This is a genomic window from Micromonospora sp. NPDC005087 (assembly GCF_042872965.1).
GTDB lineage: Bacteria > Actinomycetota > Actinomycetes > Mycobacteriales > Micromonosporaceae > Micromonospora.
Window position 1 is genome coordinate 257660 of record NZ_JBIALB010000006.1, and the last position, 14120, is coordinate 271779.

Annotated in this window: 10 protein-coding genes; 1 reads left to right on the forward strand and 9 read right to left on the reverse strand. The window is 73.8% G+C overall.

What is annotated here, in order from left to right:
- Positions 1–92: 92 nt before the first annotated feature.
- The 9 genes from ACFYPS_RS17155 to ACFYPS_RS17195 all read right to left on the reverse strand — a co-directional run bounded on the left by ACFYPS_RS17155 (position 93) and on the right by ACFYPS_RS17195 (position 9311).
- Entirely contained in the window at positions 93–1157 is a 1065-nt protein-coding gene (locus ACFYPS_RS17155) for a hemolysin family protein (RefSeq protein WP_354963192.1), read from the reverse strand.
- Complete coding sequence (locus ACFYPS_RS17160) at positions 1154–2521, reverse strand: hemolysin family protein (RefSeq protein ID WP_387325362.1); 1368 nt, start codon at positions 2519–2521, stop codon at positions 1154–1156. Before ACFYPS_RS17160 ends, ACFYPS_RS17155 begins: the two co-directional genes overlap by 4 nt.
- Positions 2522–2704: 183 nt before the next feature.
- Positions 2705–3067 carry a monovalent cation/H(+) antiporter subunit G gene (gene mnhG, locus ACFYPS_RS17165; RefSeq protein WP_354963194.1) on the reverse strand — a complete coding sequence of 121 codons (363 nt, stop codon included), beginning with the start codon at positions 3065–3067 and terminating at the stop codon, positions 2705–2707.
- Positions 3064–3327, reverse strand: coding sequence for a monovalent cation/H+ antiporter complex subunit F (locus ACFYPS_RS17170; RefSeq protein ID WP_354963195.1), 264 nt, complete (start codon positions 3325–3327; stop codon positions 3064–3066). Before ACFYPS_RS17170 ends, mnhG begins: the two co-directional genes overlap by 4 nt.
- On the reverse strand, positions 3324–3938 hold the full coding sequence (locus tag ACFYPS_RS17175; RefSeq protein ID WP_354963196.1) for a Na+/H+ antiporter subunit E: 615 nt from the start codon (positions 3936–3938) through the stop codon (positions 3324–3326). The genes ACFYPS_RS17170 and ACFYPS_RS17175 overlap by 4 nt, the downstream gene beginning before the upstream one ends.
- Positions 3935–5440, reverse strand: coding sequence for a Na+/H+ antiporter subunit D (locus ACFYPS_RS17180; protein ID WP_354963197.1), 1506 nt, complete (start codon positions 5438–5440; stop codon positions 3935–3937). Before ACFYPS_RS17180 ends, ACFYPS_RS17175 begins: the two co-directional genes overlap by 4 nt.
- Before the next feature lie 22 nt (positions 5441–5462).
- Positions 5463–5942 carry a Na(+)/H(+) antiporter subunit C gene (locus tag ACFYPS_RS17185; RefSeq protein ID WP_354963198.1) on the reverse strand — a complete coding sequence of 160 codons (480 nt, stop codon included), beginning with the start codon at positions 5940–5942 and terminating at the stop codon, positions 5463–5465.
- A complete protein-coding gene (locus ACFYPS_RS17190; RefSeq protein ID WP_387325367.1) occupies positions 5939–8773 on the reverse strand; it encodes a Na+/H+ antiporter subunit A in 2835 nt (944 codons plus the stop codon). The genes ACFYPS_RS17185 and ACFYPS_RS17190 overlap by 4 nt, the downstream gene beginning before the upstream one ends.
- A gap of 151 nt (positions 8774–8924) precedes the next feature.
- The gene (locus ACFYPS_RS17195; RefSeq protein ID WP_354963200.1) at positions 8925–9311 is read right to left on the reverse strand and encodes a hypothetical protein; all 387 of its coding nucleotides are present in this window, start codon (positions 9309–9311) and stop codon (positions 8925–8927) included.
- Between the two features lie 178 nt (positions 9312–9489).
- Between ACFYPS_RS17195 and ACFYPS_RS17200 the strand changes: the two genes are divergently transcribed.
- Complete coding sequence (locus tag ACFYPS_RS17200) at positions 9490–14058, forward strand: ATP-dependent helicase (protein WP_387325370.1); 4569 nt, start codon at positions 9490–9492, stop codon at positions 14056–14058.
- Positions 14059–14120 lie beyond the last annotated feature (62 nt).

A 14120-nucleotide genomic window follows, 5' to 3' on the forward strand; every position in this document is an offset into this window, starting at 1 on the left:
TGGTCACCCCGACTTCCGGGAAGAGGGACCATCCCTCCGGTTCATCGCGGCCGGTCACCTCTACTTCCGCGAAGAGAAACCACACCTCCGGTTCATCGCAACCGCCTCCCGCGCGGCACCGTGTCGGTCTCGTCGTCGAACTCGCCGATGACCTCCTCCAGCAGGTCCTCCAGGGCGACGAAGCCGATCGGCCGGGCCGGGCCACCGCCGTTGCGCACCAGCGCGAGCTGGGACTGCCGGGCCCGCATCGCGGCCACCGCCTCGGTGACCGAGGACGTCGCGGGCAGCGTGAACGCGGGCGTCATCAGCTCACCGGCGGTGGCGACGCGACCGGTGGTGACCACCCGCACCGCCTCCCGCACGTGCACCAGGCCGCAGACGTCACCCGCCGCGTCCAGCACCGCCAGCCGGGACCGGCCGCTGTCCCGGCTGACCTGCTCGATCCGCTCGGCCGGGTCGCCCCGGCGGACGGTGACCATGGTGGCGAACGGCTCCATCACCTGCGCCACCGACGTGCCCTGCAACTCCAGCATGCTGGTCAGCAGTTGGTGCTGCTCGGCGCCGAGCAGCCCGTGCTCGCGTGACTGCTCCAGCAGGATCCGCAGCTCGTCCGGGCCGTGCACCTGGGCCAGCTGATCCTGCTGGTTGACACCGAACAGCCGCAGGATCGCGTTGGCCAGCGCGTTCAGCGCGGAGAGCACCGGCCGGGACACCCGGGCGAAGGCACGGAACGGCAGCGCGAGCAGCGTCGCCGAGCGCTCCGCGTCGGTGATCGCCCACGACTTCGGCGCCATCTCCCCCACCACCAGGTGCAGGAAGGTGACCAACCCGAGGGCGAAGACCAGGGCGATCAGGTGGCCGGCCGCGTCCGGCAGCCCCACCGCGTGCAGCAGCGGACTGAGCAGGTGCTCGATCGCCGGCTCAGCCAGCGCACCGAGCCCCAGGGTGCAGAGGGTGATGCCGAGCTGCGCCCCGGCCAGCATCAGCGACAACTCGCGGACGCCGTCCAGCGCCGCCCGAGCCGCTCGGCCACCGTTGGCCGCCGCCTGCTCCAGGCGGTACCGCTTGCTGGCCACCAGGGCGAACTCGGCGGCCACGAAGAACCCGTTCAGCGCCAGCAGGATCACCGAGCTGAACAGCGCGATCCCCGGACTCATCGGGACACCTCGCGCCGGTCGCCCGGGTCGGTCAGCCGCAAGCGCACCGAGTCGGCCACGTGCCGGTCGACGGCCAGCACCTCGACCAGCGCCCGGGGTTCGGCCTCGCCGTCCTCGGCGTCGGCTCCGTCGGGCAGCAGGCTGATCTCCAGTCGGTCGCCGACCTCCGGCACCCGGCCCAGCTCCCGCATGACCAACCCGGAGAGGGTGTCGTACTCCGGGGCCTCGGGCAGCGCGATGCCGGTGCTGTCGGCGACCTCGTCGATCCGCCAGCGGGCCGGCACCACCCAGGACCCGTCGTCCTGCCGGGCGGGTGCGCGCTCCGGCGGGTCGTCCTCGTCCCGGATCGGGCCGACCAGTTCCTCGGCGATGTCCTCCAGCGTGATCACGCCGGCGAAGCCGCCGTACTCGTCGACCACGCAGGCCATCTGTCGGTGCCCGGACCGCAGCCGGTCGAGCACCGTGGGCAACGGCAACGTCTCCGGCACCAGCAGCGGCGGCCCGGCCACCGCGCTCACCGGGGTGGTGGCCCTCTCCCCCGGGGGTACGCCGAGCACGTCGGCGATGCCGACGATGCCGATCAGGTCGTCGACGCCCTCCGCGCCGCGCACCGGGAACCGGGAGTGACCGGTGTCCAGCAGCTCGACCACCCGGCTCACCGGCTCGTGCGCCCGTAGGGTGTGCACGTCAACCCGGGGCACCATGGCCTCGCCGGCGGTCAGCTCGCGGAAATCCAGCCCCCGGTCGAGCAGCGTGGACATCTCCGCGTCCAGGCTGCCCTCCTCGCGGGACTCGGCGATGATCTGTTCCAGGTCGGCCGGCGTGGCGCCGCTGGGCAGCTCCTCGATCGGCTCGATGCCGACCCGACGGAGCAGCCGCACCGACGCCCGGTCGAAGAGCCGGATCACGGGCCCGGCGACGGTGAGGTACGCCAGGGTGGACCGGCTCAGTGCCCGGGCCAGCGGCTCGGCCCGGGCGATGGCCAGGTTCTTCGGGGCCAGCTCACCGAGGACCATCTGGACCACGGTGGCGATGACCAGCGCCAGCGCCACCGACAGCGGCAGGCTGACCGCCTCGCCGACGCCGGCGACGCCGAGCAGGTCGGCGAGGCCGCCACCGAGGTACGGCTCGGCGAAGTAGCCGACCAGCAGCGCGGTGACGGTGATGCCGAGCTGCGCGCCGGAGAGCATGAAGGAGAGCCGGCTGGTGACGGTCAGGGCCCGGGCGGCAGCCGCGTCGCCGTCATCGGCGAGCTGGCGCAGCTTGCCCCGGTCGACGGCGACATAGCCGAACTCCTGCGCCACGAAGTAGCCGGTGGCGGCGGTGAGCACGATGATCAGAAGGAGACCGACGACGATCAACACGGGTCGCTCAGGGCTCCCGGGGTCGTCGGAACGGGGATATGCCGGGCACGACCCGGCTGGCTACTGCTGCCCTCCTGGGCAGAAGAGTCGATCATGCCTTCATTTTACCGGCGCTGGCTGGGACTCCGCTGAGGGTGGGCCGAAGGCGCCGATCGTCCGGTTCAACAGCGGTGGCCCAAGCCGTCACCCCGGCCCCGCCGGCCCCCGGCCCGGCCCGCGTTCGGCCAGCTCATCCGCGTCGAGCAGGTCCCGGTCCAGCCGGCCGGCCCGGTACGCGGCGCGGCCGATCATCTGTGCCGCGACGGGCGCGGTGGCCAGTTGGAAGACCGCCACCAGCATGATCATGCCGAGGTCCGCCGGCGACCGCAGCCTCAGCATGATGCCGAGCAGCAGCAGGAGCACCCCGAGCACCTGCGGTTTGGTGGCCGCGTGCATCCGGGACAGGGCGTCCGGAAAGCGGAGCACGCCGATCGCGGCGGCCAGGCCGAGCAGCGCGCCGGCCACCAGACAACCGGCGCCGAGCCAGTCCGCGATCGTCCCGATCATGCCTGCTCCCGAACGGCGAAGCGGACCAGCGACACCGAGCCGATGAAGCCGAGCAGGGACAGCACGACCAGGACGGGCAGCGTCGTGGCGTGCCGGTTGACCGCCGCCTCGGCGCCGACCGCGCCGACCATGGTGGCGAGCAGCATGTCCGCGGCGATCACCCGGTCCAGCAACGACGGGCCCCGGTAGAGCCGGGTCAGCGCGAGCAACGCGGTCACCGAGAGCAGGGCGGTGAGAACGACGGCCAGGAACGTGATCACGGGAGGGTTCCCTTCTCGACGGCATCGGTCTCGACGCGGCGCAGTTCGGCGGCGGAGCCCACCGCCCGGACGATCCGCCGCTCGACGGCGAGGGTGCGCTCCCGGGCGAGGGTCAGCTCCGCCGGCCCATGGGTGTCCAGCACGTGCAGGTAGAGCGTTCCGGAACCCCGGTCCACCTCGAGGATCAACGTGCCGGGCACCAGCGAGACCGCCTCCGCGGTGAGCGCCAGGTTCAGGTCGGTGGGCACCCGCAGCCGCACCCCGATGATCGCCCCGCGTGGGCGGTAGCCGGGCTGCACCGCGATCCGGGCCACGTGCAGGCTCGCGCCGACCAGTTCGGTGCCGAACCGGAACGCGAACACCAGCAGCGCCCGGGGGCGCAGCCGCCCGGCGAAGGTGACCGCCGGCAGCGGGAAGAACAGCAGCACCGCGCCGCCCACCAGCAAGCCTCCGGCCAGGTTCGCCCAGTTGATGTCGCCCCAGAGCAGGCACCAGACCGCCACCAGCCAGCCGAACGCCAGCGCCTGGTCCCGCCAGCGTCCGAGCCCGTGCCGCCGTGGCGCGGCCGGCTCGTCGGCGCCGCCCGGGACCGTTCCGCGCGGGGCGGTCACGGTGTGCCGCCCGGCAGGACGGCCCGTACGTACGGGGTGCGCGAGCGCAGGTCGGTGGCCGCGTCGACGGTGACGTCGAAGAGCGGACCGGCCAGCACGGTCAGCGCCAACCCGAACGCGACCAGGGCCATGGTGGCCCCGACCATCAGCGTGGGCAGCCGGACGGCCGGCTCGGTGGTGGCCAACCGGGGCGACCGCCAGAAGGCGATGTTCCACACCCGGGAGGCCACGTAGAGGGTGAGCAGGCTGGTCAGCGTGCCCGCCGCGACGAGCACCAAGGGCAGCGGCCCGCCGGCCGCCACCCCGGCCTGGAGCAGGCCGAGCTTGCCGAGGAAGCCGGAGAACGGTGGCACGCCGGCGAGGTTCATCGCCGGGACGAAGAACAGCACGCCGAGCAGCGGCGCGATCCGGGCCAGCCCGCCGAGGCGGCGCAGGTCGGTGCTGCCGGCCCGTTCCTCGACCAGCCCGGCGACCAGGAACAGCGTGGTCTGGATGGTGATGTGGTGCACCACGTAGAAGATCGCGCCGGCGAGCCCGGCGACGGTGCTCAACGCCACCCCGAAGATCATGTAACCGATGTGGCTGACCAGGGTGAACGAGAAGAGCCGCTTCATGTCCGACTGGGCCACCGCGCCGAGGATGCCGACCACCATGGTGAGTCCGGCGACGACCATGAGCAGCTCGTCGGCCTGCCCACCCGGAAAGAGCAGCGTCTCGGTGCGGATGATCGCGTAGACGCCCACCTTGGTGAGCAGCCCCGCGAAGACCGCGGTGACCGGAGCCGGCGCCGTGGGGTAACTGTCCGGCAGCCAGGCCGAGAGCGGGAAGACCGCCGCCTTGATGGCGAACGCGAGCAGCAGCATCAGTTCCAGGGTCAGCCGGACGTTGGCGGGCAGGTCGTCGAGGCGCTGAGCCAGTTGGGCCAGGTTGAGTGTGCCGGTGGCCGCGTACACCAGGCCCACCCCGGCCAGGAAGATCATCGAGGAGAGGATGCTGACCACCACGTACGTCGACCCGGTACGGATGCGGATCTCGGTGCCGCCCAGGGTGATCAGCACGAAGCTGGCGGCCAGCAGGATCTCGAAACCGACGAAGAGGTTGAACAGGTCACCGGCGAGGAACGCGTTGGTGACGCCGGCGGTGAGCACCAGGTACGTCGGGTGGAAGATGACCACCGGTGTGGTCTCGCCGATCTCGCTGCGGCCCTGGCCGATCGAGTACAGCAGCACGCAGAGGATGACCGACGAGGAGACCACCAGCATCAGCGCGGCGAGCTGGTCGGCGACCAGGACGATGCCGACCGGCGCCGGCCAGCCGCCGATCGCCATCACCACCGGCCCGTACCGGTACGCCTGCACCAGCAGCAGGAGCGCCACGACGAGGGTGCCGCTCAGGCAGAGCACACTGACCGCGCGTTGGAGCCGGGGCCGGGCGGCCAGCAGCAGGGTCAGCGCCGCGCCGAGCAGCGGCATCACCACCGGCAGGGGCAGCAGCCGGCTCATCGCGTCCCCCGCGACCCGGCCATCACGCCTCGTCCCCGCGATGCAGCCGACGCCGGGCGGGCTCGGGATCGACCTGCTCCGGATCGTCGTCCGGGCCCTCCCCGCCGAGGTCGGCCGTGCCCACCTCGTTGCGCTCGGCCCGCCTGATGATCTGCTGGTCCTCCAGGTCGTCGGGCACCTCATCGTCGCCGGTGAGGTACCAGCTCCGGTACGCCACGGCGAGCAGGAACGCGGTCAACCCGAAGGTGATCACGATGGAGGTCAGCACCATGGCCTGCGGCAGCGGGTCGCTCATCCGGTCCACCGGGCCGGTGCCGACGATCGGCGCCCCACCGGACCGACCGCCCAGCAGGATCAGCAGGTTGACCCCGTTGCCGAGCAGGATCACGCCGAGCAGGATCCGGGTCAGACTGCGCTCCAGCAGCAGGATCACCCCGCAACCGACCAGCACCCCGACAGCGAGCACCAGCACCAGCACGGGCCCGGCGCCACTGGTGGTCATGGCCGGTCCCCCTTGTCGACGGTGAGTCCACCGGCGGCGGTTCCGGTCGCCTCGATGTGCCGGTCCACCTCGGCCCCGAGGCTGCGCAGGATGTCCAGCACCAGCCCGATCACGACCAGGTACACGCCGACGTCGAAGAAGAGCGAGGTGACCAGGTGTGCGTCGCCGACCAGCGGCAGGGACCGGTCGACCTTGGCGCTCTCCAGCACCGATCCACCGGCCAGCAGCGCCACGACGCCGGTGCCCACCGACAGGGCCAGGCCGGCGCCGAGGACCGTGCCGGCGCCGACCGGCGCCGCCTCGGCGAGCTCGTACCGGCCGCCGGCCAGGTAGCGGACCACCAGGGCGAGCCCCGCCACCAGCCCGCCAGCGAAGCCGCCGCCCGGGGCGTTGTGTCCGGAGAAGAGCAGGAACAGGGAGAACAGCACCACGGTGTGGAAGATCAGCCGGATGATCACCTCCAGCACGATGGAGCGGCGCTCCTCGTCCAGCGTGGGCCCGCCGCGCAGCCACACCGGCCGGTCGGTCTGTTTCGCCGCCCTCGCCGACTCCGGCCGGCGCGGCCGGGGCCCGGTGCGGGACCGCTCGAAGATCAGGCTGGCGACCCCGGTCGCCGCCACCACCAGCACCGCCAGCTCACCCATGGTGTCCCAGGCCCGGATGTCGACCAGGGTCACGTTGACCACGTTGCGGCCGTACCCCTCGGCCACCGCCAGGTCCGGAAAGACCGCGGAGATGTCCGGCGCCCGACGGGCGCCGGCGGCGACGAGGGCCAGCCCAGCGGCCACCACACCCACCGAAACCCCGATCGCCCGACGGACCCACCGGCTGCGGCGCAGCGGACGGACCGAGAACCGGTTGGGCAGGCGGCGCAGCACCAGCACGAAGACCGCGATGGTCGCGGTCTCCACCAGGAACTGCGTGAGCGCGAGGTCGGGCGCGCCGTGCAGGACGAACAGCATGGCGCTGCCGTAGCCGGTCATCCCCACCAGCAGCATCGCGGTCAGCCGCCGGCGGGCGCGGACCGCCAGCACCGCGGCCACCCCGATCACCAGCACGACCACCGTCTGCAGCGGGGTGTCCCAGAGCGGGATCCGGGCATGCCACGGGCCGACGGCGAGCATCGCACCGCCGGGCAGCAGCACAAGGACGACCAGGATGACGCCCAGATACTGCGGCAGGGAGCCGCGCTGGGTCGCTCCGGTGACCTCGATGGCCAGTCGGTCGAACCGGCCCACGATCCACTCGTAGCCCTGCTTTCCGCTGACCGGCCAGCGGAGCCGGGCCAGCACCGGAGCGAGCGGCCCGCGCAGCGCGAAGAGCAGACCACCGCCGGCGAGCGCCAGCGCGGACAGGCCGAGCGCCGGGGTCGGTCCGGACCACAGCGCGAGGTGCGCGTGGACGCCGCCGGACAGGTCGGCGTACGGGCGCAGCAGGCCGTCCAGCAGGCCGGCTGCCGGGCCGGCGAGCAACCCGACGCCGGCCAGCACCGCCGGTGGGATCAGCAGCGACCCGGCGATCGGGTCCGGCTGGACCGGTGCCACGCCCGGCCGGTCCGCGAACGCGCCCCAGACGAAGCGGGCGCTGTACGCGACGGTGAGCACGGTCCCGGCGACCAGACCGGTGAGGAGCACCGGCCGGTCGGTGAACGCCGCGAACACCGCCTCCTTCGCCACGAAACCGACCAGCGGCGGCACGCCGGCCATCGACGCCGCGGCCAGCACCCCGACCACGAACAGCGGTCGGGACCAGTGCCGCAGCCCGGACAGCTCGCGCAGGTCGCGGGTGCCGGCGGTGTGGTCGATGACGCCGACGACCAGGAACAGCGCCGCCTTGAACAGCGCGTGCGCCAGCAGCATCGCCGTACCGGCCAGCGCGGCGTCCGGCGTGCCGGACCCGGTCACCGCGACCAGCAGGCCGAGCTGGCTGACCGTCCCGAACGCCAGCAACAGCTTCAGGTCGGTCTGCCGCAGCGCCGCCCAGCCGCCCATCAGCATGGTGGCCAGGCCGGCGACCTGCACCACGGGCCGCCAGGGGCCGACCACGGCCAGCACCGGCGCGAGCAGCCCGACCAGGTAGACGCCGGCCTTGACCATGGCGGCCGCGTGCAGGTACGCGCTGACCGGCGTGGGCGCCGCCATCGCGACCGGCAGCCAGGAGCTGAACGGCAGCACCGCCGACTTGGACAGCGCACCGGCCAGGATCAGCAGCACGGCGGTGACCAGGTAACCGCCGCTGGGCAGCGGCTGTGCGGCGATCTCCGACCAGCGGTAGCTGCCCGCGTGCTCGCCGAGCAGGATGAACCCGACCAGCATGGCCAACCCGCCCAGCGTGGTGACCGTCAGCGCCTGCGCCGCCGCCCACCGGCTGGACCGCCGTTCGGTGCTGTGCCCGATCAGCAGGTACGAGAAGACCGTGGTCAGTTCCCAGCCGACGTAGAGCAGCAGCAGGTTGTCGGAGAAGACCAGGGCGAGCATCGCTCCGGCGAAGGCGACCAGGACCGCGGCGAACTGCGCCAGTCCGATCGAGCCGGCGGCGAAGTACCGGGCGCTGTAGATCAGCACCAGCGCGCCGACGCCGCCGATCAGCAGGGTCATCAGCCAGGACAGCGTGGTGAGCCGCAGCGCGATGTCGAGGCCCAGCTGTCGGATCCACGGGTACGTCTCGACCACCGCGCCGCCGTGGCTGACGGCCGGGGTGCGGGCCACCGCCCAGCCGAACGCGGCGGCCGGCGCCAGCGCCAGCGGGTAGCACGCACGCGGACCCCACCACCGAACGAACAGTGGCGCGACGAGGGCCGCCACGAGATGGAGGATGAGTAGTACCAGCACCCGCGCTCCCGGTCGTGGTGGCCGACGCCAGTGCAACGGTGGCGCCTAGCAGCGATCAGACGCCAGTTCATCGCCCGTCGGGCCGTTTTGCCGGAATTCGTCCGCGACGCGTCATGAGCGTGCCGCCGGGCGGGCGAGCTGCGCGCCGGTGTCAGCGCAGCAGGGCGTCTCCGACGGGCAGCGCGTCGTCGGGGGCGGGGCGGTCGCGGCGCAGCTCGGCCAGCAGGTCGACGCGGCCGAGCTGGCGGGCGACCTTGTCGACCACCCGCTCCGCGGCGGCGAGCGACCGCACCGAGAGCAGCCGGCCGCGGCTCTCCCGGCGCAGCACGAAGTAGTGGACGGCGGCGCGGACCTGGCCGCGGTCGGCGGCGCTGGCCTGCGCGGTGGAGATGACCAGCTCACGCAGGCAGCGGGCGAGGCGCTCGGCGAGCTCCAGCTCCGGCCCGTGCAGGCCGCCACGGAGCGTGGCGAGGTGGCTGTCGACCTTGCGGATCAGCACGTCGGTGCCGGGTGCGACATTCCGCTGCTCGCCGGCCATCCGATCCCCCCACCCCGGTTCGCGTTGCGAGTGAAGTTACTTTATGTTGCTCCTCACAAGCAAGCAGTTAAGTGAGACTAAACGCATTAAGCACGCATCCGGTGCTTATGGCTTTGACTCGGACACATTTCACGGTCGGGCGCTCGTGGTTGTCGTACCGGCGGGGCACGATGGAGCGGTGACCGGGGCAGACGCAGACACGGCCGGGGCGCTGGCCGGGTTCGGCCCGGCCACCCGTGCCTGGTTCGACGCCGCCTTCGCCGCCCCCACCGCCGCCCAGGCCGGCGCCTGGCGATCGGTCGCCGCCGGCCGCAACGCCCTCGTGGTGGCGCCCACCGGCTCCGGCAAGACGCTCGCAGCCTTCCTCTGGTCCCTCGACCGGCTGGCCCGCGAGCCCGCCCCGGCGGAGGCCCGGCAGCGCTGCCGGGTGCTCTACGTCAGCCCACTCAAGGCGCTCGCCGTGGACGTCGAGCGCAACCTGCGCGCCCCGCTTGCCGGCATCCGGCAGGCGGCGACCCGGCTCGGCGTCGCCCCGCCCGACATCACCGTCGGCATGCGCACCGGCGACACCCCGGCCGACGAGCGACGAGCCTTCGCCCGCACCCCACCGGACATCCTCATCACCACGCCCGAGTCGCTGTTCCTGCTACTCACCTCCGCCGCCCGGGATTCACTTCGCGGCGTCCAGACGGTGATCGTCGACGAGGTGCACGCGGTGGCCGGCAGCAAGCGCGGCGCCCACCTCGCCCTCTCGCTGGAACGCCTCGACGAGCTGCTGCCCGCCCCGGCGCAACGGATCGGCCTCTCCGCCACCGTCCGGCCGATCGACGCCTGCGCCCGGTTCCTCGGCGGTGCCCGCCCGGTCGACGTCGTGCAGCCCGCCACCGCGAAGACCATCGAGGTCAGCGTGCAGGTGCCGGTGGAGGACATGACCCGCCTGGACGAACAGGAGCAGCCGCCGGAGGACGACCTTGGTGGTCCCCGGCCACGCCGCGCCTCGATCTGGCCCGCAGTCGAGGAGCGGGTCTTCTCGCTGATCGGCGAGCACCGCTCGACCATCGTCTTCACCAACTCCCGACGCAGCGCCGAGCGGCTCTGCGCGCGGCTCAACGAGCTGGCCGCCGAAGGGGTGGCGGAGGGCCCCGCCGGTCCGGTCCGCAACCGGCCCCCGGCGGAGGTGATGGCCCAGTCCGGCGCGGCCACCGGCGCGGCGCCGGTGATCGCCCGAGCGCACCACGGCAGCGTCTCCCGGGAGGAGCGCAAGCACATCGAGGAGGCGCTCAAGTCCGGCCAGCTCCCGGCGGTGGTGGCCACCTCCAGCCTGGAGCTGGGCATCGACATGGGCGCGGTCGACCTGGTGGTGCAGATCGAGGCGCCGCCGAGCGTGGCCGCCGGCCTGCAGCGGATCGGCCGGGCCGGGCACCAGGTGGGCGCGGTCTCCCGCGGGGTGGTCTTCCCGAAGCACCGCGGCGACCTGCTCTCCTGTGCGGTGGTCGCCGAGCGGATGACCGACGGCGCGATCGAGGAGCTGCACTGCCCGCGCAACCCGCTGGACGTGCTGGCCCAGCAGATCGTCGCGATGGTGGCCCTGGAGCCGTGGCGGGTCGGTGATCTGGCCGTGCTGGTCCGTCGGGCCGCACCCTTCGCCGAGCTGCCCGACTCCGCGCTGCACGCCGTACTGGACATGCTCTCCGGCCGCTACCCGTCCACCGCCTTCGCCGAGCTGCGCCCCCGGCTCGTCTGGGACCGGGCGACCGACGTGCTCACCGGCCGCCCCGGCGCGCAGCGGCTCGCGGTGACCAGCGGCGGCACCATCCCCGACCGGGGCCTCTTCGGCGTCTTCCTGGCCGGCGCCGAGCGGGCCGCGCGGGTCGGCGAACTGGACGAGGAGATGGTCTACGAGTCGCGGGTCGGCGACGTCTTCCTGCTCGGCTCCTCCTCCTGGCGCATCGAGGAGATCACCCCCGACCGGGTGCTGGTCTCGCCGGCCCCCGGGCAGGCGGCCCGGATGCCGTTCTGGAAGGGCGACCAGCTGGGCCGGCCGGTGGAGCTGGGCCGAGCCATCGGCGCCCGGGTGCGCACCCTGTTGCGGCAGAGCGACGAGGCGGCGCTGGCCACGTTGCGCGCCGGCGGCCTGGACGACTGGGCCGCCGCCAACCTGATGGCCTACCTGCGCGAGCAGCGCGAGGCCACCCGTTCGCTGCCGGACGACCGCACGATCGTGGTCGAGCGGTTCCGCGACGAGCTGGGCGACTGGCGGCTGGCCGTGCACAGCGTCCTCGGTGCCCGGGTCAACGGGCCGTGGGCCCTCGCAGTGGGCCGCCGACTGGCCGAGCGGTACGGGGTGGACGCCCAGGTGATGCCCTCCGACGACGGCATCGTGGTCCGGCTGCCGGACACCGCCGACGAGCCACCCGGCGCCGACGTGGTGGTCTTCGAGCCCGACGAGATCGCCCAGCTGGTGGAGGAGTCGGTCGGCACGTCCGCGCTCTTCGCCGCCCGATTCCGGGAGTGCGCCGCCCGGTCGCTGCTGCTGCCCCGTCGCGATCCGCGCCGCCGCCAGCCGCTCTGGCAGCAGCGCCAACGTGCCGCACAACTGCTCGACGTGGCCCGCGAGTACGCCGACTTCCCGGTCACCCTGGAGGCCGCCCGCGAGTGCCTCCAGGACGTCTTCGACCAGCCGGCGCTGGCCGGGCTGATGCGCGACCTGACCGCCCGCAAGGTGCGGCTGGTCGAGGTGGAGACCAGCGCGCCGTCCCCGTTCGCCCGGTCGCTGCTCTTCGGCTACGTCGGGGCGTTCCTCTACGAGGGCGACGCGCCGCTCGCCGAGCGGCGCGCCGCCGCGCTCGCACTGGATTCCACGCTGCTCGGGGAGCTGCTCGGCCGGGTCGACCTGCGCGAACTGCTGGACCCGACGGTTCTCGCCGAGACCGAGCGGCAGCTGCGCTGGCTGACCGAGCAGCGCCGCCCGCGCGACGCGGAGGACGTGGTCGAGCTGCTGCGGGTGCTCGGCGACCTGAGCGACACCGAGCTGGCCGAGCGAGTCGTACCGGAGAGCTGGCTGACCGAGCTGGAGGCCGCCCGCCGGGTGCTGCAGGTCCGGATCGCCGGCGAGCAGCGCTGGGTGGGTGTCGAGGACGCCGCCCGGCTGCGCGACGCGCTCGGCGTGGCGCTGCCGGTCGGGGTGGCCGAGGCGTACCTCACCCCCGTGGCCGATCCGCTCGGTGACCTGGTGGCCCGCTACGCGCGCACCCATGGGCCGTTCGCCGCGGCGAGTTGCGCGGCCCGCTTCGGGCTCGGCGTGTTCGTGGTCGAGCAGACGCTGCGCCGGCTCGGCGCCACCGGTCGGGTGGTGTCCGGGGAGTTCACCCCCGATTCGGCTGGCGCCCAGTGGTGTGACGCGGAGGTGCTGCGGCTGCTGCGCCGCCGCTCGCTCGCGGCGCTGCGCCGGGAGATCGAGCCGGTGCCGCCCCGGGCGCTGGCCACGTTCCTGCCCCGCTGGCAGCAGGTCGGCTCGTCCGCCCGGGGGGTGGAGGCGCTCGCCGCCACGGTGGAGCAGTTGCAGGGCGCCGCGGTGCCGGCGTCCGCGCTGGAGCGGCTGGTGCTGCCCGGTCGTGTCGCCGACTACTCGCCCGCCCAGCTCGACGAGCTGTGCGCCAGCGGGGAGGTGGTCTGGGCCGGGTCGGGGGCGATCTCCGGCGGGGACGGCTGGGTCACCCTGGCGTACGCGGACACCGCGCCGCTGCTGCTCCCCCCGCCCGACGAGGCGCTGACCCGGACCCCGCTGCACGAGGCGGTGCTCGACGCGCTCGGCGACGGGCAGGCGCTGTTCTTCCGGCCGCTGGCCGACCGGGTCGGCTCGACCGACGACGCCGCGCTGACCGCGGCAATCTGGGACCTGGTCTGGGCCGGTCACCTCACCAACGACACCCTCGCCCCGCTGCGCGCGGTGCTCGGAGCCGGTGGGGCGCACCGCTCCCGGCCGTCCGCGCCGCGCACCCGCTACCGGAGGCCCGGCCGGGTGGCGCTGCCCACCCGGGGTGGCCCACCGACCGTCGCCGGTCGCTGGTCGCTGCTGCCGGAGCGGGACCTCGACCCGACCCGGCGCGCCGCCGCTCTGGCCGACGTGCTGCTGGAGCGGCACGGGGTGGTCACCCGCGGCGCGGTCATGGCCGAGCAGGTGGTCGGCGGTTTCTCCGCGGTCTACCCGGTGCTGTCGGCGCTGGAGGAGCGCGGCGCGGCCCGCCGGGGCTATTTCGTGGAGGGGCTGGGCGCGGCCCAGTTCGCGGTGCCAGGCGCGGTGGACCGGTTGCGTGCGCTGGCCGAGCCGGCCGACGGAGCCCGGGCGCGGGGCGGGCCGGCGACGGTGCTGGCCGCCACCGACCCGGCCAACCCGTACGGCGCGGCGCTGCCCTGGCCGGACCGGGTGATCGACTCCGGCGACGGCGCCGCCCCGGCGACCGGGCACCGGGCCGGCCGCAAGGCGGGCGCGCTGGTGGTGCAGGTCGCCGGTGACCTGGTGCTCTACGTGGAGCGCGGCGGCCGGACGCTGCTCTCCTTCACCGACGACGCCGACACGCTCGCCGCGGCCGGCAAGGCACTCGCCGACGCCGTCCACTCCGGAGCGTTGGGCGCGATGTCGGTGGAGCGGGCCGACGGTGAGGCGGTGCACTCCTCGCCGCTGCGCGACGCGCTGACCGCCGCGGGCTTCCGGGCCACCCCGCGCGGCCTACGCCTACGCGGCTGACCGCCCTCCTGGATGGGGCCGGCGCCGCCCGCGGCGGGTGACGATCGGCTGCGAACTCCCGT